21 protein-coding genes are annotated in these 20,420 nt (G+C 60.9%); 3 read left to right on the top strand and 18 right to left on the bottom strand.

The window, feature by feature from the left end:
- Window positions 1–6: 6 nt before the first annotated feature.
- From BLS87_RS10090 to BLS87_RS10100, 3 genes are all read right to left on the bottom strand, one after another.
- Window positions 7–603, bottom strand: coding sequence for a YceI family protein (locus tag BLS87_RS10090; RefSeq protein WP_074752346.1), 597 nt, complete (start codon window positions 601–603; stop codon window positions 7–9).
- A gap of 32 nt (window positions 604–635) precedes the next feature.
- On the bottom strand, window positions 636–1,187 hold the full coding sequence (locus tag BLS87_RS10095; protein WP_074752347.1) for a cytochrome b: 552 nt from the start codon (window positions 1,185–1,187) through the stop codon (window positions 636–638).
- A 286-nt stretch (window positions 1,188–1,473) separates the two neighbouring features.
- Window positions 1,474–3,264, bottom strand: coding sequence for an FAD-dependent oxidoreductase (locus tag BLS87_RS10100; protein WP_074752348.1), 1,791 nt, complete (start codon window positions 3,262–3,264; stop codon window positions 1,474–1,476).
- A gap of 234 nt (window positions 3,265–3,498) precedes the next feature.
- Between BLS87_RS10100 and BLS87_RS10105 the strand changes: the two genes are divergently transcribed.
- Both BLS87_RS10105 and BLS87_RS10110 read left to right on the top strand, forming a co-directional pair.
- The gene (locus BLS87_RS10105) at window positions 3,499–4,905 is read left to right on the top strand and encodes an adenosylmethionine--8-amino-7-oxononanoate transaminase (protein WP_074752349.1); all 1,407 of its coding nucleotides are present in this window, start codon (window positions 3,499–3,501) and stop codon (window positions 4,903–4,905) included.
- 268 nt (window positions 4,906–5,173) lie between these two features.
- On the top strand, window positions 5,174–5,893 hold the full coding sequence (locus BLS87_RS10110; protein ID WP_074752350.1) for a 16S rRNA (uracil(1498)-N(3))-methyltransferase: 720 nt from the start codon (window positions 5,174–5,176) through the stop codon (window positions 5,891–5,893).
- Between the two features lie 153 nt (window positions 5,894–6,046).
- Here the strand turns inward: BLS87_RS10110 and hydA are convergent, their stop codons facing one another.
- From hydA to trhA, 8 genes are all read right to left on the bottom strand, one after another.
- Entirely contained in the window at window positions 6,047–7,483 is a 1,437-nt protein-coding gene (gene hydA, locus BLS87_RS10115) for a dihydropyrimidinase (protein ID WP_074752351.1), read from the bottom strand.
- A 13-nt stretch (window positions 7,484–7,496) separates the two neighbouring features.
- Window positions 7,497–8,393: an allantoinase PuuE gene (locus BLS87_RS10120; protein WP_074752352.1), complete on the bottom strand. Its 897-nt coding sequence runs from the start codon at window positions 8,391–8,393 to the stop codon at window positions 7,497–7,499.
- A gap of 53 nt (window positions 8,394–8,446) precedes the next feature.
- Window positions 8,447–9,319, bottom strand: a complete 873-nt coding sequence (locus BLS87_RS10125; protein WP_074752353.1) for a MurR/RpiR family transcriptional regulator — start codon at window positions 9,317–9,319, stop codon at window positions 8,447–8,449.
- Between the two features lie 18 nt (window positions 9,320–9,337).
- Window positions 9,338–10,600: a cysteine desulfurase-like protein gene (locus BLS87_RS10130; RefSeq protein ID WP_244165824.1), complete on the bottom strand. Its 1,263-nt coding sequence runs from the start codon at window positions 10,598–10,600 to the stop codon at window positions 9,338–9,340.
- Window positions 10,601–10,607: 7 nt separating this feature from the next.
- Entirely contained in the window at window positions 10,608–11,342 is a 735-nt protein-coding gene (locus tag BLS87_RS10135) for an amino acid ABC transporter ATP-binding protein (protein ID WP_074752355.1), read from the bottom strand.
- Window positions 11,339–12,016: an amino acid ABC transporter permease gene (locus BLS87_RS10140; protein ID WP_074752356.1), complete on the bottom strand. Its 678-nt coding sequence runs from the start codon at window positions 12,014–12,016 to the stop codon at window positions 11,339–11,341. Before BLS87_RS10140 ends, BLS87_RS10135 begins: the two co-directional genes overlap by 4 nt.
- Window positions 12,017–12,067: 51 nt before the next feature.
- Window positions 12,068–12,844, bottom strand: a complete 777-nt coding sequence (locus tag BLS87_RS10145) for a transporter substrate-binding domain-containing protein (RefSeq protein ID WP_074752357.1) — start codon at window positions 12,842–12,844, stop codon at window positions 12,068–12,070.
- Between the two features lie 309 nt (window positions 12,845–13,153).
- Window positions 13,154–13,771, bottom strand: coding sequence for a PAQR family membrane homeostasis protein TrhA (trhA, locus tag BLS87_RS10150; RefSeq protein WP_074752358.1), 618 nt, complete (start codon window positions 13,769–13,771; stop codon window positions 13,154–13,156).
- A 167-nt stretch (window positions 13,772–13,938) separates the two neighbouring features.
- Here trhA and BLS87_RS10155 point away from each other — a divergent pair, with 167 nt between their 5' ends.
- Window positions 13,939–14,859: a LysR family transcriptional regulator gene (locus BLS87_RS10155; RefSeq protein WP_074752359.1), complete on the top strand. Its 921-nt coding sequence runs from the start codon at window positions 13,939–13,941 to the stop codon at window positions 14,857–14,859.
- 813 nt (window positions 14,860–15,672) lie between these two features.
- Here the strand turns inward: BLS87_RS10155 and madM are convergent.
- The 7 genes from madM to BLS87_RS10190 form a co-directional block, all read right to left on the bottom strand.
- Window positions 15,673–16,437 carry a malonate transporter subunit MadM gene (gene madM / locus BLS87_RS10160; protein WP_074752528.1) on the bottom strand — a complete coding sequence of 255 codons (765 nt, stop codon included), beginning with the start codon at window positions 16,435–16,437 and terminating at the stop codon, window positions 15,673–15,675.
- A 5-nt stretch (window positions 16,438–16,442) separates the two neighbouring features.
- On the bottom strand, window positions 16,443–16,844 hold the full coding sequence (gene madL, locus BLS87_RS10165; RefSeq protein ID WP_074752360.1) for a malonate transporter subunit MadL: 402 nt from the start codon (window positions 16,842–16,844) through the stop codon (window positions 16,443–16,445).
- Window positions 16,845–16,910: 66 nt separating this feature from the next.
- Window positions 16,911–17,846, bottom strand: a complete 936-nt coding sequence (gene mdcH / locus BLS87_RS10170) for a malonate decarboxylase subunit epsilon (RefSeq protein ID WP_074752361.1) — start codon at window positions 17,844–17,846, stop codon at window positions 16,911–16,913.
- A complete protein-coding gene (locus tag BLS87_RS10175) occupies window positions 17,843–18,481 on the bottom strand; it encodes a malonate decarboxylase holo-ACP synthase (protein ID WP_074752362.1) in 639 nt (212 codons plus the stop codon). Before BLS87_RS10175 ends, mdcH begins: the two co-directional genes overlap by 4 nt.
- Window positions 18,475–19,278, bottom strand: coding sequence for a biotin-independent malonate decarboxylase subunit gamma (mdcE, locus tag BLS87_RS10180; RefSeq protein ID WP_074752363.1), 804 nt, complete (start codon window positions 19,276–19,278; stop codon window positions 18,475–18,477). The genes BLS87_RS10175 and mdcE overlap by 7 nt, the downstream gene beginning before the upstream one ends.
- Window positions 19,275–20,126 (bottom strand): biotin-independent malonate decarboxylase subunit beta, encoded by an 852-nt coding sequence (locus tag BLS87_RS10185; protein ID WP_074752364.1) that lies wholly within the window; start codon window positions 20,124–20,126, stop codon window positions 19,275–19,277. The genes mdcE and BLS87_RS10185 overlap by 4 nt, the downstream gene beginning before the upstream one ends.
- A complete protein-coding gene (locus BLS87_RS10190) occupies window positions 20,119–20,418 on the bottom strand; it encodes a malonate decarboxylase subunit delta (RefSeq protein WP_074752365.1) in 300 nt (99 codons plus the stop codon). The genes BLS87_RS10185 and BLS87_RS10190 overlap by 8 nt, the downstream gene beginning before the upstream one ends.
- Window positions 20,419–20,420 lie beyond the last annotated feature (2 nt).

Raw genomic sequence — 20,420 nt, forward strand, 5'->3', positions numbered from 1 at the left:
CCCGAATTACTTGGCTTTGACGCCTTCGAACGAGATGTCGAAGGTGACGGTGTCGGACTGTGGACCCAGGTCCATCATCTTGCCGAAATCAGAGCGCTTGATGGTGGTGGTGCCGTTGAAGCCGGCACGGTAGCCGCCCCACGGGTCTTTGCCTTCGCCGTTGAAGACGGCTTTGATGACGATGGGTTTGGTGACGCCGTGCAGGGTCAGGTCGCCAGTGACATCAGCGGTGTCTTTGCCGTCAGCATTCTTGCCGGTCGACTTGACGCTGGTGGACACGAACTTGGCGTCCGGGTAGGTCGCGACGTCCAGGAAGTCCTTGCTGCTGATGTGTTTGTTACGCTCAGCGTGGTTGGTGTCAACGCTGGCAGTTTTGATGTCGATGCTGATTTTGCTGTCTTCAGGCTTGGCAGCGTCGAAGCTGAACGTGCCGCTCCAGTCCTTGAACGTACCGGTGATGAAGCTGTAGCCCAGGTGGCTGATCTTGAAATCGATGAAGGCGTGCTGGCCTTCCTTGTCGATGGTGTAATCAGCCGCCATTGCCTGACCGGCGGACAGCAGCGCGGTACCGAGGGCCAATGCAGCCAGTGTCTTTTTCAACATACGTCGTCTTCCTGTTTCAGTTGAGTTGAGCGTCAGGCCTTGCGGCCCAGCATACGAATGAGCGTTGCATCACGATCAATGAAGTGATGCTTCAGGGCAGCCAGACCGTGAAGTACTGCAAAGATCACCAGGGTCCAGGCCAGATACAGGTGCACTTCACCGGCAACGTCCGCCTGGTCGGGCAGTCCGCTGATCAGCGCGGGCACTTCAAACAAGCCAAACACCGGAATCCCGACACCTTCGGCGGTGGAAATCAGGTAACCGGCAAACATCACCAAAAACAGATCGAGGTACAGGAACGCATGCCCCAGTTTGGCAGCGACCCGCACGAAGCGACTGTGATTGGCCGGTGGCGGTGGCGGCGGACTGACAAAGCGCCAGACCACGCGAATCAACATGAACAGGAACAGGGTGATGCCGATGCTTTTGTGCAGATCGGGACCGGCCTTGCGCCAAGTGTCGTAGTAACCCAGCCCAACCATCCACAACCCGAGTGCAAACAACCCGAAAACGGTCAGCGCGACGCCCCAGTGCAGAACGATGCTGACCCAGCCATAGCGAGAAGAAGAGTTGCGTAACTGCATGGTGCGGTTCCTGTAAGTACAGCCTGTTAAAGCTGTGGAAAGACTAGCGGTTTACCTATCGAAAGAAAGCGCAAAATTTCGCTTTGAAATATCAGGAAATCCGATGGAAATTTCCTGTCTTATTCTTTTCCACGGCAGATTAACCCAACGTTATGAACTCCAGGTGAGGGCTGCCTCACCTTAAAACTCAGTCCCCTGATAAACACTCTAGACGCCCCGGTTATTCGCCAGACGAAAAAAAAGCGCGGTCTGCGGACCGCGCCTTTCTCATTTCAGCGTCGAGCTATCAGTTCTTGCTGTCTGCTGCCGGGGCCGCTGGCGTTGCGGCCTTATCGGTCGCAGGCTTGGCCGGCGCTTTCTTGGTGGCCTCGGTCTTGGCCGGTGCCTTGTGCGTCGTGGCTGGCTTGGCCGGGGCTTTTTTCACAGGCTCTTTTTTGGTCGACTCTTTCTTCGCCGGTGCCTTCTTCGCTGGCTCGACAACGGCAGGCTTGGCAGGCTCGACCACTGGAGCAGGCGGCGGCGTAACCGGAGCCGGTGCTGGCGCAGGTGCCGGAGCAGGCTCTGGCGCTTTTTCGGCCGGTTTTGGCTCAAGCTTGGACCCGCCGAACATGTTCGAGAAGAAACCACCAATACCACCGCCGCTTTCTTTCGCAGCAGGCTCAGGTGCTTTCGGCGGAGCGACCTTCACTGGCTCGAACGACTTGCCAGCGGCCAGGTCCTGAACCTGACTTGCGGCGCGTTGACCGGTGCGCAGCGCGCCTTCCAGCGTGCCCGGGTACAGGCTGTCGGTGTGCTCGCCCGCAAACGCTACGCGTTGCAGAGGCCGTTCCCACAAGCGCCAGTATTTGCTGATCTGGCCCGGACCAAACGCCAGGTAGGCGCCACCGGTGGAAGGATCGACGCTGGAGCGACGGATTTCGTAGCCGGTGAACGCGCCGCGTGCCTGCGGGTAGAACGCGTGCAGACGAATCAGCACTTGATCCACCAGTTGCTTGTCACCGAAAGCCTGCATGATCCGCGCGTTGTCGCCCGCGAGGTTGATCACCGCGTTGGCGCCGCCTTTCAGAGCAGGCTCGATCCACAGCATGCCCAGACCGGTGTTGCTGTAGATTTCGCCCGACATGCGCGCCTTGCTGTCCCAGACCGGCGTCTTGAACTTCAGCATGATCTGGTCATGCCAGCCGTAGTTGGTGCTCTTGATCGCGCCCTGATGCTGGGCATCCAGCGCCGGGGTCAGCGTGATCTTGCTCAGTGCACGCAGCGGCACGGCCAAGACCACGTAGTCAGCCTGATAACCCACCGACCCGACTTTGACGGTCACGCCGTCCTTGTCCTGGTTGATGGCCGACACCGGCGAGTTGGTCTTGATCACTTTCAGTTGTTTGACGAACTCTTCTGCCAGCACCGCGCTGCCGCCTGGCAGGCGCGCTGCACGACGGTCACGGTCGTCGACGTTGAGATTGACCCGCGATTGCTGCGCGAAATACAACAGCGACAGACGCGAAGGCTCGTCGTAACGGGTGCGAATCTGCTGATTGATCAACTGACGCGCGGTCGGTGGCAGGTTCAGACGGTCCAGCCAGTTGGCGACGTTGATCTGGTCCAACGCAAACAGCGTGCTGTTGGCGGCCGGGTTTTCCGGATCGGTGATCGAACGCGCCATGTCGTTCAGCGCCGTTTCGTAGCGCTTCATCGCTTCAGCGGTGGCCGGTTGCTTGGCCGCCAGATCCGCGGCAGAAAAATATTCGCCTTCGATCAGATAACCCGGTGTACGCACGAACTCGGGCGCGGGCACAGGCTTGAGCTTGAAGCGATCCAGGTACTGATTGAGCACCGGCTGCGCCTTGGCGTTGCCGATCCACTCGCTGCCCGCCAGGCCCGAACGGCCGCCGACGGTCGGTTTGGCTTCAAGCAAGGTCACTTGCCAGCCTTTGTTTTGCAGCTCGTAAGCCGCCGTAAGGCCTGCCAGGCCGCCACCGACGACAATCGCCGTATGCGGCTTATCTACGGCGAGCGCCGAAGCGCTGACCAGCCCAACCATCACCAGCGCACAGGCGCGCAGCCAACCAGAAAGCATTCAGCAAACTCCGGAATGAAACAGGGGAATTGTCGGATTTTGTTGTCCGATTCTTCAAAGAGCGCGAAGGATACGCCAGCCGTGAAAGGCCCGCCAGCAATGTCCGTCGGGCTCGTTTCCGGTGCCTGCCATGCGCGAAAGAATGCGCTAAAGGTTGTCCCTGCGTGGCGCATTGCATAGGCTTGCGCGATTGTTTGCCCTCGCGATGAGCGAGTCGTCACCAGGAGATTACCGATGGGCCTTAACGACCAGTGGATGCAGCGCGACCTTAAAGTCCTGTGGCATCCCTGCACCCAGATGAAAGACCACGAAAACCTGCCGCTGATCCCGATCAAGCGCGGGGAAGGCGTCTGGCTGGAGGACTTCGAAGGCAAGCGTTACCTCGACGCGGTCAGCTCCTGGTGGGTTAACGTCTTCGGCCACGCCAACCCGCGGATCAACCAGCGCATCAAGGATCAGGTCGATCAGCTGGAACACGTGATCCTGGCCGGCTTCAGTCATCAGCCGGTGATCGAACTGTCCGAGCGCCTGGTGGCGATGACGCCTGAAGGGCTGACGCGTTGCTTTTACGCCGATAACGGGTCGTCCTGCATCGAAGTCGCGCTGAAAATGAGCTTTCACTACTGGCTCAATCGCGGCAAGCCGAACAAGAAACGCTACGTCACGCTGACCAATAGTTATCACGGCGAAACCGTGGCGGCGATGTCGGTGGGTGATGTGCCGTTGTTCACCGAGACCTACAAAGCGCTGCTGCTGGACACCATCAAGGTGCCGAGCCCTGACTGCTACCACCGCCCCGACGGCGTGAGCTGGGAAGAGCACACCCGCACGATGTTTGCGGTCATGGAACAGACGCTGGCCGATAACCACGACACGGTCGCGGCGGTCATCATCGAGCCGTTGATTCAGGGCGCGGGCGGCATGCGGATGTACGACCCGATCTACCTCAAGCTGCTGCGCGAGGCCTGCGACCGTTACGGCGTGCATCTGATTCACGACGAAATCGCGGTCGGCTTCGGTCGCACAGGCACCATGTTCGCCTGTGAGCAAGCGGGCATCCGGCCTGACTTCCTCTGTCTGTCCAAGGCGTTGACCGGCGGCTACCTGCCGTTGGCGGCGTGCATCACCACCGATGACGTCTACGATGCGTTCTATGACGACTACCCGACGTTGCGCGCCTTCCTGCATTCGCACAGTTACACCGGCAACCCGCTGGCCTGCGCCGCAGCCCTGGCGACGCTGGACATCTTCGAGCAGGACAACGTCATCGAGAACAACAAGGCGCTGGCCCAGCGGATGAAAACCGCGACCGCGCATCTGGCGGATCATCCGAATGTCGCGGAAGTGCGTCAGACCGGCATGGCCGTTGCGATCGAGATGGTTCAGGACAAAGCGAGCAAGACGGCTTATCCGTGGCAAGAACGCCGTGGCCTGAAAGTCTTCGAGCATGCGTTGACCCGTGGCGCGCTGCTGCGCCCGCTGGGCAGCGTGGTGTATTTCTTGCCACCTTACGTGATCACGCCAGAGCAGATCGACTTCCTGGCCGAAGTGGCCAGCGAAGGCATCGACATCGCGACACGCAGCAGTGTGAGCGTGGCGGTGAGAAAGAACTTCCACCCGGATTTTCGTGATCCGGGTTGATTGAAATACAGACGCTGATGGTTCCCATGCTCTGCGTGGAAGCGACGGTCTGGACGCTCAGCGTCCATCTGTAAGGCGCTGAGCGCCACGGGATGCATTACCACGCGGAGCGTGGGAACGATCAGAATCTTAAACCTGTGGGAGCGAATTCATTCGCGAGACGCCCGTTCAGTCGACACATCTTCCTCGCCTGAACGATCGCATCGCGAATGAATTCGCTCCCACAGAGAAAATACGCAGTACCTGAAGAATTCACAGAGAAACAACCATGAGACTCTCCCGTTTTTTCATCGACGCCACCCTGAGCATCGGTGAACACGAATTGCCCGAAGCCCAAGCGCATTACATCGGTCGGGTACTGCGCATGGCCGAAGGCGATGCGGTGCAGCTGTTCGACGGCTCGGGTACGGAGTTCCGCGCCACATTGGTAGAAGTCGGCAAGAAGCGGGTACGCGTTCAGGTGGCCGAAAGCTTTGCGGGGCTGCCAGAGTCGCCGTTGCAAATCCATCTCGGCCAGGGCCTGTCGCGCGGCGAGCGGATGGACTGGGCGATTCAGAAAGCCACCGAGTTGGGCGTCACGCAGATCACCCCGATCGTCAGCGAACGCTGCGAGGTTCGTCTCAAGGATGAACGCGCCGAAAAACGTCAGGCCCATTGGCAGCAGATCGCGATCAGCGCCTGCGAGCAGTGCGGGCGCTCTGTGGTGCCGGTGGTCAATCCACCCGTCACGCTGGCGGACTGGCTTAAACACACTGAAGCCGATCTGAAGCTGGTGCTGCACCCGGTGGCCGAGCCGTTGGTCAGCCATGAGAAGCCTGCGACGCTGGCGTTTCTGATCGGACCGGAAGGTGGGCTCAATGACGCCGAAGTCGATCAGGCTCAGGACGCCGGCTTCCACGCCGCCCGCCTCGGCCCTCGGGTATTGCGCACAGAAACCGCACCGGTGGTGGCGTTGAGCGTGGCGCAGCAGCTGTGGGGTGACTTCTAGCTCAACGTTGCACTGATCAACGCTGTGGGAGCGAATTCATTCGCGAAAGAACGTACATCCGGTAGAAACATGTTGGGTGTACCGGCCAATCGCGAATACATTCGCTCCCACAGGTTTCGGGACCGTTCGAAAAAATGGCTGGAATGCCAGGCATCACTCCGGCAATTCCGACTGCCGCCGCCGGGCTTTCGCAGGCTCTGGCCTCGCGCAGGGCAGGAACTCCCCTCTCCCCGGCGTGCCCAGCGCGCTACCATCCCAGACCTTCTCCCCTCGGGCGAAGGTCATCGCGGGCCAGGCACTCAAACGCATACCCTCATACGGGGTGTAATCCACGTTGTGGTGGAGCAGCGTGTTGCTCAGCGCCAGATCCAGCCCCTCGTCCCAGATCACCAGATCGGCGTCTGCACCAATCGCAATGCTGCCTTTGCGCGGATACAAACCGTAGAGCCTGGCGGCGTTGGTCGCTGTCAGGGCGACAAATTCCTGCGGGCTGATCCGCCCCTTGCGCACGCCCTCCGACCACAACAGCGCCATGCGCGTTTCGATCCCGGGAATCCCGTTGGCCACCTCCGAAAAAGGAGCATCCGATCCGTGGGCGCGTTTGCCGTCCGATCCCTCGTAGCGAAACGGCGCGTGATCCGAAGAAAACACCTCGAACGAGCCATTCTGCAAGCCGTCCCAAATCACCTGTTGATTCCCCGCGTCCCTCGGCGGCGGGCTGCAGATACATTTCGCGCCTTCAAAACTGTCGTCGCAGCCCAGTGAATCCGCCGTCAGAAACAGATACTGCGGACAGGTTTCGCCATACACCTTTAAGCCCTGGCTCTGCGCCCAGCGAATCTGCTCGATGGCTTCGCGGCCTGACACGTGCACGATGAGGATCGGCACATCGACCAGCTCCGCCAGCGCAATGGCCCGATGAGTCGCTTCCCGCTCGACCAGCATCGGCCGTGAGGTCGCGTGATAGCGCGGCGCGCTGTGCCCGGCGGCCAACAACCGCTCGGTGAGCCAGGCAATACAGTCGCTGTTTTCGGCGTGCAGCATCACCATCGCGCCATGAGCCCGCGCCACCGACAGGGTTTCCAGAATCTCCCGGTCGTTGAGCTTCAGCGCGTCGTAGGTCATGTAGATCTTGAACGAGGTGTACCCCTCGGCGATCAGTTCGGGCAGCTCTCGGCGCAACACGTCTTCGGTGGGATCGGTGACGATCAGGTGAAATGCGTAATCGATCAGGGCCCGACCGTCCGCGCGGCGGTGGTAGTCCTCGACAGCCGCGCGCAGACTTTGCCCCCTCTGCTGGCAGGCAAACGGAATCACCGTGGTCGTCCCGCCACACGCCGCCGAGCGGGTGCCGCTTTCAAAATCGTCAGCCATGACCGAGCCGTCACCGGTCGGCTGGTCGAGGTGCACATGGCTGTCCACCCCGCCCGGCGTCACGGTCCGGCCGCGTGCATCGACTTCATCCGCAGCGTCCTGCAGGTCCAGCCCGAGGGCAGCGATACGCCCGCCGCGTACACCGATGTCGCACAGGAAGCTGTCTGCGGCGGTGACCACGTTGGCGTTACGGATGATCAGGTCGAAAGCCTGCATGTCGTGTTCTCCCTCAGGCGCGGCTGAGCCAGGCCTTGGCGATTTCTTCGCGGGTGGTGAACCACACGCCTTCATGGGCCTGGGCGTACTCGATGAACTGCTTGATCGCTCGTACGCGTCCGGGACGCCCGACCATGCGCGGGTGCAGCCCGATGGACATCATGCGCAGGCCATCGGCCGCCTCTTCGTACAGCACATCGAAACTTTCTCGCATGTACTCAAGGAAGTCGGACGCCTGGGACAGACCCGGCGAGTTCCAGTAGCGAAAGTCGTTGACGTCGCTGGTGTACGGCACGACCAGGTGCTGCTTGCCCTCGACGTCGACGAAATACGGCACGTCGTCGTTGTAGGCGTCGGAGTCATAGAGAAAGCCGCCCTCCTCGGCCACCAGCCGCCGCGTGTGGACACTGGCGCCATAACGGCAGTACCAGCCCACCGGGCGCTTGCCACAGGTGCGTTCGAACGATTCGATCGCCAGGCGAATATGCTCGCGTTCCTCGGCTTCGGTCAGGCGAAACACCTCCTCCCAGCGATAGCCATGGCTGCAGATTTCATGGCCCAGCTCGACGGCCGCTTTGGCGACATCCGGGTTCTGTTCGAACGCCACGGCGCAGGCGTGAAACGTGGCCGGGACGTTGGCCTTTTGCAGGATGTCCAGGATGCGCCAGATGCCGACGCGCGCGCCGTACTCGTACATCGACTCCATCGCCAGGTTGCGCACGCCCTCGGGAAACTGATAGCTGCCCCACTCGGTCATGCTCTCCTGATCGGGGTCTCCCATGGCCAGCGAGCGTTCAGAACCTTCTTCGTAGTTGATGACGAAGTTGATCGCCAGTCGTGCACCATTGGGCCAGGTGCCTTGAGGGCGCTGCCGGCCATAGCCGACCAGATCTCGAAGGGGTAAAGCCATAGATCCCGTCTCCTGCAACGTTCAAACCGTCGGTAAAACCGCCAGGCCAGGCCTTAGCAGTCGATGTTTTTCAATGCGTCGTGGCCCGGTCCATCCAGGTTCTGTCCCTCGCGGAACGCCAGGCCCATGGCCAGGGTTTGTGCAATACAGAACGCGGCCGTCAGGGAGCGGAAGCCCAGCAACTCGGCGTCGTTGACCTCGATCATCACCGACGCTTTTTGTCCGACCGGGCTGAGAATGCTGTCAGTGATCGCCACGATCGGCGTCCCGGCCGCCATCGCCTGCTGGCAGGCGTCGATGGTTTCCTGCGCATACGGCGGAAAGCTCACCGCCACCAGGACGTCATCGCTGTGCAGCGCACCGACCTGTTCACGCAGGCTGCCACCCAGTCCGCTGATGTGGACGGCGCGGCGTCCTACACGGCTGAGCGCATAGCTCAGGTAGGCCGCCATTGGAAACGAGCGACGCATCCCGACCACGAAGGTGGTACGCGCCTCTTGCAGCAATCCGATGGCTTTCTCGATGGCTTCGACCTGCTCGCCCTCGGCTAAATGTTCCAGCGAGACAATGTTGGCGCGGCTGAACGCCGAGAGCATGGCGCCGACATCCGTCGGATCGTCCAGCAATTGCTCACCGCGGTAGTGGCGGATGCGCTCTTTGAAGCTGCCCTGCCCGGCCTGTTGCAGAGGCTGCTTGAACAGCCGCTGCAGGTCGCTGAACCCTCCGAAACCCAAGGCTTGCGCCAACCGAATAAAGGCAGACGACGGGATACCCGAGATTTTCGCCAAGGCTGCGACGGTGTTCAGCGCGACATCGTGGGGATGTTCGTTCAGGTAATGCGCGGCATCTCGCTGGCGGGCGGTCAGCCGTTCCTGATGTTCGACGATGGCTGAGCGCAGCTCGGCGAGGGTTTGAGGTACAGGCATAAGTTGGCTCGATAAAAGTCAGGATGGACGCAGTTCTGTGATCGCCTGGGCCAGATGCTCTACCAGACGATTTAACTCATCGACGCTGTTGTAGTGAGCGATCGACACACGAACCACGCCGCCATGGCGTGTCAGGCCCAGTTGTTCGATCAGTCGGCGCGCGTAGAAGTCACCGAACCGGATCCCCATACGGTGGTTGTCGACACGCCGCACGATGTCTTCGGACTGAACGCCGTCAACCACGAAGCTGATGGTTGGCACACGGTCGCCATCGGTCACGCGGGATTTGCCGATGATGCGCACGCCCGGGGTTTCCCGCAGAAACGCCAGCAGGGTTTCGGCGAGCAGGTCCTCTTGCACTTCAAAGGCATCGAACGCTGCCTGCATCAATTGACGCGGCGTGCCGCTGGCGCCCAGACGTTGGCCGATGTCGATCAGGTAATCGCTGATCCCGATACAGCCATAAGAGAGTTCGTAGTTGAGGTTGCCCGGCTGCAGCTTGTAGGGGATGACGTCCTGACCAATGAAAAAGTGGTTGAGGCTGGGCAATTCCAGCAGCGCTTCGCGCTTGCCCCATAGCACCGCGAAGTGCGGGCCGAAGGTTTTGTAGAAACTGAACACGTAGTAGTCAGCGCCGCTGGCCTGCACGTCGACCAGACGATGGGGCGCGTAGGCCACGGCGTCGACACACAGCTTGCCGCCCACGGCATGGACCTTGCGCGCGACCTCGGCGACCGGATTGACGCTGCCGAGGATGTTCGACGCATGCGTCATGGCGACGTAACGGGTTTTCTCGCTGAGCAGGCCGTCCAGGTCGTTGAGCTCCAGGTCCAGGCTGTCCGGGCTGACTTCCCACACCCGCAGTGTGGCGCCGCGCTCTTCGCAGAGGCGTACCCACGGCCCGATATTGGCCTCGTGGTCGCAGTTGGTGACGACGATTTCATCACCCGGCTGAATCGACGGTGCGATGGCACGGCAAAGGATCTGCAACAGGTGCGTGGTCGACCCGCCCATCACGCACTCTTCCGGGTAGCGGGCATTGATCAGTTGTGCCACCGATTCGCGGGCCGTCATCACCCGCGCCCCGGCCTCCACCGACTCGCTGTAGGACGCACCCAGTTGCACGGCGCTGTTGAGCAAATAATCGGTGATCCGCTCGGCGACCGGCTTGAGCACCGCGGAACCGCCTGCGTTGTCCAGGTAGGCGTAACCGCTGCTCAGGGCAGGAAACTGACTGCGTACGTAATCGATGTCCAGGGCATTCAAGGAAGTGCTCTCCAAGGTCTGATCAGTGATGCAGGATGGCCTGCAAAAACGCGCGGGTTCTCGGCTCTTGCGGGGCCGTGAAGAAATCGTGCGGATTGTTCTGTTCGATGATTCGGCCGTTTTCCATGAAGATCACCCGGTCGGCGACCTTGCGCGCAAAGCCCATTTCATGGGTCACCACGACCATGGTCACGCCTGAACGGGCGAGGTTCTGCATCACGTCCAGCACTTCGCCCACCATCTCGGGATCGAGCGCTGAAGTGGGTTCGTCGAACAGAATCACGCGCGGCTCCATGGCCATGGTGCGGGCGATGGCGACACGTTGCTGCTGGCCGCCGGACAGTTGTCCCGGGTATTTCGCGGCGTGGGCGCCCATGCCGACCTTTTCCAGCAACAGGCGAGCGCGCTCGTTGGCGTCACGGCGCGACATGCCCCGCACACGTACCGGCGCCAGCGCGACGTTGGCGAGCACAGTAAGGTGTGGGTACAAATTGAAATTCTGGAAAACCATGCCGACTTCGCAGCGAATGCTTGCCAGTTTCGGACCGTTTTCGACCCGCTGGCTGGCCACGCGGATGTCGCCCTTCTGGTATTCCTCCAGCAGATTGATGCAGCGGATCAATGTTGATTTACCCGAACCGGAAGGTCCGAGAATCACCACCACTTCGCCCTGATCGACCGTCAGGTTGATGTCGCTCAACGCCTGAAACGGCCCGTAGAACTTGTCCACACGTTCGATTTCGATGACGGTACTCATGCGTTTTTTCTCCCCGAGCTGTTGCGTCGCTCGATCCAGCTCACCAGTTGCACCAATGGCAGCAGCAACAGCAGGTACATGACGGCAGCGCCCACCAGAGGCGTGGGGTTGGCCGCCAGCGCCTGAGCCTGCGTGGCTTGCTTGAGCAGATCCGGCATCGCCACCACCGAGGCCAGCGCGGTGTCTTTCATGACGTTGATGCAGTTGCTGGTCATGGGCGGCATGACGATGCGCATCGCCTGGGGCAGGATGATGTCGCGCATGGTGTTGAAGAAACTCATGCCCTGGGAGGCTGACGCTTCAAACTGTCCTCGCGGGATGGCTTCGATGCCGGAGCGGAAGATCTCTGCCGAATAAGCGCAGGAGACCAGCGAAAGCGCTGCCGTGGCCGCCGCGAACGACGAAAGACGAATGCCCACGAATGGCAGCGCGTAGTAAATCAGTACGAGCAGAACCAGCAGCGGGATCGAGCGCAGCACATCGATGTAGACCCGCGCCAGAAAGCGAATGGGTGCGAAGGCGTAAAGACGCAGCATCGCCAGCATCAACCCGCCGACCAGGCCGAGAATGATGCTGACCACGCCTAGCATCACTGTCACGCCCAGGCCGCGCAGCATCAGCGGCAGCGCATCGACAAACACGCTCCAGTTGAAGAAAGTCTGTAACAACTCCATTGCGATTCCTTGATAGCGGGCAGCGGCTGGCGTGGGGTGAGCAGTCAGGCATTACTTGAGGACATCAACCACTTTGACGGTGCTGGATTCCGGGTCAGCGTCAGCCCCGAACCACTTCTTGTGCAGCCCCTCGATCACGCCTTCCTTCTTCATGGCGGAGATGATGTCGTTGACCTGCGTCGCCGATTCCCAGCCTTTGGCGTGCATCAGCGAGTACTTTTCGCCGGTCGGAATACGCGCGACCACTTTGTACTGCGGCTTGTCCTTGATGTAGTACAGGACCGCCGGGATATCGCTGATGTAGCCGTCCATACGGCCCGACGCGAGGTCGAGCATGGCCGGTGAAAGGCCTTCGTAGCGGGACACTTCCTTGAACTTGTACTCGGCCTGATGCGCGTTCACCCACATGTCGCCGGTGGAGCCGGTGTCGACGCCGACCACCTTGCCATCCATGTCCTTGAGGCCTGTGATGCCGGATTTGGTCAGGACCGACAGCGACTGGTCACTGTCGTAGTACGGCTGGGCGAAGCCGACCGACTCAAGGCGTTTGGGGGTAATGGTGATCGAGGAAATGGCGATGTCCGCACGCTTGGACTGCACAGCGCTGAACAGGCCGTTGAACGGAATATTGACGAACTCGACGGTTTTGCCTGCACGTTTGGCGACTTCCTTCACGACATCGACTTCAAAGCCGACAATCTCGCCTTTCGCGTCCTGAAACTCCCACGGCACGTTGCCGACGTTGGCGCCGACAGTCCAGTCCGCAGCCCAGGTAGAAGCGGAAAATGCAGTTGCCACGGCCATGCCTAACAGTACTTTCACGTTCATGTCTTGCTCCCCGATTAATCAGTCAGTTCAAGAAGGCCGCCTCACCACTTCACTCGGCGTTTCGAGGATCAGACTAGGATGACGAATCAAATAATTCAACAAATAAAATAAATGAATTAAATGCTTCAATCGGGTGCGAAACGATTCTGGTTTGGTGCGCGCTCGGCAACGCTTACCGGCTGTGGGTGTGCAGAAAATGAACGATGAGCGCGCAGGCTTCCATGCACTGATGCAGCGCATGGATATCGGCAGACAGGGATCGCGGCGTTCCGATGGGTTGGGGCGTACAGTGCAGGAGCAAGAACCCCGCTAAAGCACATACCCCATGATCGCCACAAAATGCAGCAAGCTTCCGGCAATGACGAACAAGTGCCAGATGCCGTGCCAGTGGCGGAAACGTTTGTCGTACGCGAAGAAGATGATGCCGACGGTATAGAGCACGCCGCCCAACGCCAGCCAGGTAAACCCGGCCGTCCCCAGCGCGGCCATCAGCGGCTTGACGGCCACGAGCACGATCCAGCCCATCACCGCGTAGATCACGATGGACATCACTCGCGCCTCAGAACGCGGCTTGATCTCCTGAAGCATGCCGATCACCGCCAGGCCCCAGACAATCCCGAACAGCGTCCAGCCCCACGGCCCGCGCAAAGTCACCAGACAGAAGGGTGTGTAGCTGCCTGCAATCAGCAAATAGATCGAAAAGTGATCGACCTTCTGCATGATCACCTTCGCCCGGCCACGCACGCTGTGATAAACCGTCGAGGCGCTGTACAACAGCACCAGCGCCACGCCGTACACCGCAACACTGACGATTTTCCACACATCGCCGGTCAGACTCGCGATCACCAGCAGCCAGACCGCGCCGATCGACGCCAGTACCGCGCCCACGAGGTGGGTCCAGGCGTTGAATTTTTCTCCGTAGTACATCCGTATCAAACCTCTCTCAGTTGCACGACAGCCTGTAAGGCTCCCGCTTATGACGCCAAAGCGCAATGCATGTGTCAGCCTTGACGAGAATTTAATGCAGCCAGCTCCCGACGACTTCGGCACAATCGGGCGCTCGAAGAACAAGAAAGCGTTCCGGGAACGACACGATGCAGATCGACGAAGAGCTGACCCTCAAGAAGCTGGAAATCTTCCTGGCCTTCATGCGCACCGGCAATCTGGCGCGTGCGGCCGCAGAACTGCAGACCAGCACCGTCAGCGTTCATCGGGCGATTCACTCGCTGGAAAGCGCGTTGCGCTGTCCGCTGTTCAAGCATGAAGGCCGCAACCTGACGCCGATGGAAAGCGCCTACGTGCTGGAAGAGCGCGCGCAGAAGCTGGTGCAGGATGTGCTGAGTACGGTCGAACAAACCCGCGCGGCCGCTGGATTCTCCGCGGCGCGGTTCAAACTCGGGGCGTTGTACTCGCTGACGGTCAAGACCGTGCCGCAGCTGATCATGGGCCTGAAGATCCGCCGCAGCGAGCTTAATATCGATTTGATTCTGGGCTCGAACATCGACCTGTTCTACAAGCTGAAGAACATGGAAGTCGACGCCATTCTGGTGTCACTCAACGAGAGCGTGAACGATCCGGATTGCGAGCAACTGGCGCTTTTCTCTGACGATATCTTCCTGGCCACGCCGGCCGATTCGCCCTTCGCCCAACAAAGCGAGGTCGACCTGAGCGACCTGCGCGAGGCCACCTTCATCACGCTGACCCAAGGCTTCGCCACCCACCGTGACGGCGCACGAGTGTTTCAACAGGCAGGGTTCGAACCGAAAGTGGCGATGCAGGTGAACGACATCTTCACGCTGTTGAGTATGGTCAGCTCAGGCGTGGGCTACGCCCTGCTGCCGGGGAGAATCGCGGCCGTCTACGAGAACCGCGTGCGCCTGATACCGCTGCAGGCGAGGTATCGCATGCAGCAGCACATCGGCCTTGTGTTCCTCAAAGCCCGCGAGCGTGATCCGAACCTGCTGGCACTGTTGGCCGAGTGCCGAATGTATTCGAACCGGTTGGAGCAGGTTTAACGCGTTCCTGGTGGATGGTCGATGACCCACCGCATTCGTCGGAATGCCGCCCAGACCAAGCGCGCTCCTACAGTGTCAGCGTCGCCCCCAAGTCTTCGGAACGCCGAGCTCCCTGTAGGCAGTCCGAGGTTACGAGGGCCGCGAACGCGGTCTGTCATTCAGCATCGCCGTCGGCTGACATACCGCAATCGCAGGCAAGCGCGCTCCTACAGTGTCAGCGTCATCCCCAAGTCTTCGGAACGCCGCGCTCCCTGTAGTAGCAGTCCGAGGTTACGAGGGCCGCGAATGCGGTCTGTCATTTAGCATTGCCGTCGACCGACATACCGCAATCGCGGGCACGCTCCACAGTGTCAACTTCGTCCGCAAATCTTCGGAACGCCGCGCTCCCTGTAGGAGCAGTCCGAGGTTACGAGGGCCGCGAATGCGGTCTGTCATTCAGCATTGCCGTCGACTGACATACCGCAATCGCGAGCAAGCGCGCTCCTACAGTGTCAGCGTCGTCCCCAAGTCTTCGGAACGCCGCGCTCCCTGTAGGAGCAGTCCGAGGTTACGAGGGCCGCGAATGCGGTCTGTCATCCAGCATTGCCGGCGGCTGACATACCGCAATCCCGGGCAAGCGCGCTCCTACAGTGTCAGCGTCGTCCCCAAGTCTTCGGAACGCCGCGCTCCCTGTAGGAGCAGTCCGAGGTTACGAGGGCCGCGAATGCGGTCTGTCATCCAACATTGCCGTCGACTGACATACCGCAATCGCGGGCAAGCGCGCTACGGCCGTCGGCCAGCATCAAAAGCAGGGTGCGTATAGATCCAACAAGATCACCCCAAAATCCCGCGCACGATCAGGAACAACAGCGAAGGCCCCAGCAAGCAGCCCAATGCGGTGTAAAACGCCGCCGTCAGGCAGCCATAGGGCACAAGCTTCGGATCGGTAGCCGCCAGACCGCCCGCGACACCGCTGGAAGTACCCATCAGGCCACCAAAGATCACCGCGCTGCGCGGGTTATTGAGACCGATCATCGGCGCCACGAACGGCGTCACAACCATCACCAGGATGGCTTTGATCAACCCCGCTGCGATCGACAGCGCCATGACTTCGGAGCTTGCACCAATAGCAGCGCCGGTCACCGGACCGACGATATAGGTAACCGCGCCCGCACCGATGGTGGTGATGCTCACAGCGTCGGTGTAACCGAACGCCATCGCCACACCGACACCGGCCACAAACGACGTCCCTACGCCCACGAACAGCGAGAACACACCGACATACCCTGCACGCTTGAGCTCATTGACGCTCACGCCAAAACCGGTGGCGATGATGGCGAAATCACGCAGCATCGCACCGCCCAATAGCCCGATCCCCGAGAGCAACGGTAGATCGACGATGCCTTTCTGCCCGCCAGTGACCGCGCCACCGACATAGGCCAGCGCAAGTCCAAGAATGATGGCGATTGCCGAACCGTGCAGACGTCCTTTGGTAAACGTGCTGGAGATCCAGTACGACACCCACATGGTGATGCCGATGACCGCGAATCCACTCACCAGACCGTAGCCGTTGATAGCTTTCAAAATGGCGTCATACATGCTGATCACCCTACGGTCTTGGTTGAAGGAACAACGACATCGGCCTCAGGCTTTTTTTGACCAAGACGGGTCAATACCGGAACCAATAGAAAGGAAATGACGACAGCCAGGGTCCCGGCAATGATTGCCATCGGACCACCCTTCAACGCACCGTAGACATTTTGCTGCGCGGCCATGGCGACCACGATGGGGATATAGATCGCACTCCAGAACTCCACGCCTTGAGCGGTCTTGCTGTCCAGATAACCACGCTTGCTCAGCCAGCTCCCGAAACCGATCAGCAGCAGCATGGCAATACCGACACCACCGACGTTGGCTGGGACGCCGATCAGTTTGCCGAGGTATTCGCCCACTGATATACCCACCAGCGTGCAGAATGCTAGAAACGCGACACCATAAATAATCATTGTTATTGCCCTCAATTTGCATCGTCGAAGTTGTTGTTTTTGTGTTCCTTCGAAAGCAGCAGTCGGTTATGGGTGGCGACGTTCCTCCTCTCGCGACAGTGCGCTCAGCGTATCCAGCCGGGCGCCCTGGAAGGCGACTGCGGATCCTTGTTCAAAGACGCGCCGCGCCAGCCCCGTGAGGACGGTGCCGGGCGGCAATTCGATGTGCAGGCGTGCGCCACGCTCGTAGGCGGTCTGCACGGTGCTGCGCCAGTCGATGACCCGGCACATGTTGAACGCGAGGTCGTCACGCAATTTGTCGGCATTGAGTACCGGGCGGGCCGTGCTGCCGCTCAGGTACCTCAAGGTCGGCACCTGAACCGAAACCTGCGCAAAGGCCTGCGCCAGGGTTTTCGCGGGCTCGCTCAACAGCTCGCAGTGCGAAGGCACGCTGACCGCCAGGCGTTTGGCCGCCGCCGCGCCCTGCGCTTTAGCCAAGGCGGCGACACGGGCCAGCGCCTGATCGCTGCCGGCGATGACGAACTGGTTGTCGGCGTTGATGTTGGCCAGGTAAACCGGCGTGTCCGGGCTGTGTACCTGCGAGACCAGATGCTCGACCGTGGTTTGATCCAGACCGATCAACGCCGTCATGCCATAGCCCGTCGGGTAAGCGCTCTGCATCAATTCACCGCGCAGTGCCACCAGTCGCACGGCGTCGGAAAAGCTCAACGCACCGGCGATGACCGCTGCCGGGTAAGCGCCAATCGACAGGCCGGCCACGTAATCCGGTGCGCAGTTCTGGGCCATGAGCAGCCTCGAACAGGCGACGCCGGCAATCAGCAAACACAGCTGAACGGCACGGGTGGAACGCAACGCATCGGGCGTATCCAGATCCAGCACGTCCTCGTTGAGCGCATCGCTGGCTTCGCGCAGGCACTCACCCACCAACGGATCGGCGGGCAATGTGTGCAGCATGCCCGGCTGCTGGGCGCCTTGGCCTGGAAACACCCAGAAGCTGCTCATGCGGCACGCTCCTGTAACTGCCACGGATCGTCGACCAGGCGCGCGCCGTCATCAGCCTTGAGCAACACCTGACGCGCTGAGCCCGCCCATTCGCGCAAGGCCACAGCGCCAGCGGGCGTCTGCAGTTGCAGGTCGATTCGGCACATCGCGCCTTCCAGCGCATCGACCAGTGCGGCAGCCTGTTCACGACTGAAGAACGTTGAGGTGCGCAGGACCAGGTCAAGATCGCTGTCCTGATGCAGCACCGCCGTACCAGACGCCAGTTCGAACCCGACGCTCCCTGCAACGCCCCATGGCAAACCCACAGCGTCCAAAACCGGACGAATGTGCCTCAGCGCGCGCACGGCGGGCCAGTCGGCTGCCTGAATATCCGCCGCTTCGAGCAACTCTTCAGGGCGAACACGGCGCGTGATATCGGTCAGTCTCATGGCCATCGCATAACGCTGATCGCGCGAATGACCACGCACACCCACCGCCACCCACCCCTCGGCGACCTTCGCCCGACGCACCACCACCGGCTGCCCCGCGCCAACCACCTCGGTCACCCAAGCGGGAGCATCGGCAGGCACGTCAGCCACGGACAAACCCCACAACAAATCATGGGGCCAGACCGGCAGGCAGCTGTTCATTACCACTGCGCCCGCAGCAGTTCGCGCACTTTCGACGACGCCGAACGGTTCGGCGCGCCCAGTCGCGAACTCAGGTCATTGCCTCCCGCCTGAGCGTCTTTCACCGCGGCCGTCAGGCATTCCTGAACCGCCCTGATATCCGCCGCCGAAGGCTCTTCGATCTGGCTCACCGACAGGGTTTCCCACAACAATCCAAGGCCTGCGTAGCTGTCGATGTCGTACGCCATGGGCGGGATGCTCGCGGCGAGCTTTTCCAGTTCTTCGACGCTACGCAACGTCACGCGAGCGGCCGAAGCCTTGCCCATCGCATGCACCATCACGCCCGGATCACGCAGGGCGATCAGGCGGTTCGCCTGATAACCATGAGCGAGAAATGCACCCGACATCGCCTTGCCGACCAACAGCCCGATCACCGGATGACCCGCCAGACGTGCGCGGGCATAGGCGTCCACCGCACCCGCCAGCGCCTGATGAATGCCTAACGCTTCTTCACGGCGCCCATAGGCCTGGCTCGGCACGTCGATGATTGCGATCAGAGCACGTTTATTCTCGCTCTGGCGATCCAGCTCGATAGCCGTGTCCACGGCGTGCGCCAGGCCCCAGCCTTCCAGTAACCCGACCTCACCGTTGCGGGCGCGAGGAAAACGGTTATCCGGGTCGGCAACCACCGCAAGAAAACGCGCGGGTTGATCGCCCATTGTGCCGTCGGCGGCTTTAACGGACGTGGGCAGCCCCGTCACTTCAACTGCATTGGCCGCCAGCGCGTTGAACCACTTCAAACCACGGGTCGAATAGCTGCTCATGGCTGTTCTCCTTGATACAGGCTGCGCACAGCGGCGGGGTCGATCTGCGTCGTTGTGTCCACTTGACCAAGACGCTGCAGGAACAGCGCGTACTGGCTGCTGCGCTCCTGTTCGGGCTTGCCCTTGTGCAGCAGGTGTTCGACGTGCTGTTGAACGGCGGCAACGTCATCGGCAACGAACGCATCCACCAGGCCGCTGGCATAGCGTTGCTCGCCGCCGGTGATGCTCCAGATGAAAGGCCGGTCGCGCGAATCGTATTCTTCGATGCCCGCCTCCTGCTCGATCACCTGCGGGCCGTTCAGCCCCAGACGCGCTTCCTGAGTCACGACCAGATAACTGCACAAACCCGCCGCGATGGACATACCGCCGAAGCAACCGACGCTGCCCGCCACCACGCCAATCACCGGCTGATAGCGACGCAGATCGACGATCGCCGCATGAATTTCAGCGATGGCCGCGAGCCCGAGGTTGGCTTCCTGCAGGCGCACACCGCCGGTTTCCAGCAGCAACACCGCGGCGGTCGGAATGCCTTTGCGGTTATCCTCGGCCGCCAGCTCCAGTGCGCCGGCCATTTTCGCGCCGCCGACCTCGCCCATGCTGCCGCCTTGAAAGTTGCCTTCGATGGCACACACCACCACCGGCTTTCCGCCGATGGAACCTTTGGCGATCACCACGCCGTCGTCGGCTTGGGGCACCACGCCTTGCTTGGGTAACCAGGGCGACGTCATTCGCGCGAACGGATCGATCAGCTCCCGAAAACTGCCTGCGTCGAGCAGGGCGCGTGCACGCTGCCGCGCACCGAGTTCGACAAAGCTGTGCTGCTTCAACAAGTGGGCGTTATCAGTCATGACCGATCTCCTCGAAGCCCTGCTCCAACCGAAGCCGGACGACACCGGGCGTCGCACCGAAGTCGTGGATGTCGATGCTCATGGCCGGCGGCATCTGGCCGTCGAACATGCGCTCGAAAAGATGCTGCCAGCGGGCTGAACTGCCGTTCACCGACGTGACGACCTGAATGGTCAGTTTGCCCGGCAGACCGGGTTCCAGCATCACCTCAAGGTCACCGGAGCCGACACAACCCACCAGTGCACGTCCCAGCGGAGGCTGGCCAGCGGGGAATTCAAAAGACAAGGTTTCCATGA

It is taken from the genome of Pseudomonas abietaniphila, assembly GCF_900100795.1.
Lineage (GTDB): Bacteria > Pseudomonadota > Gammaproteobacteria > Pseudomonadales > Pseudomonadaceae > Aquipseudomonas > Aquipseudomonas abietaniphila.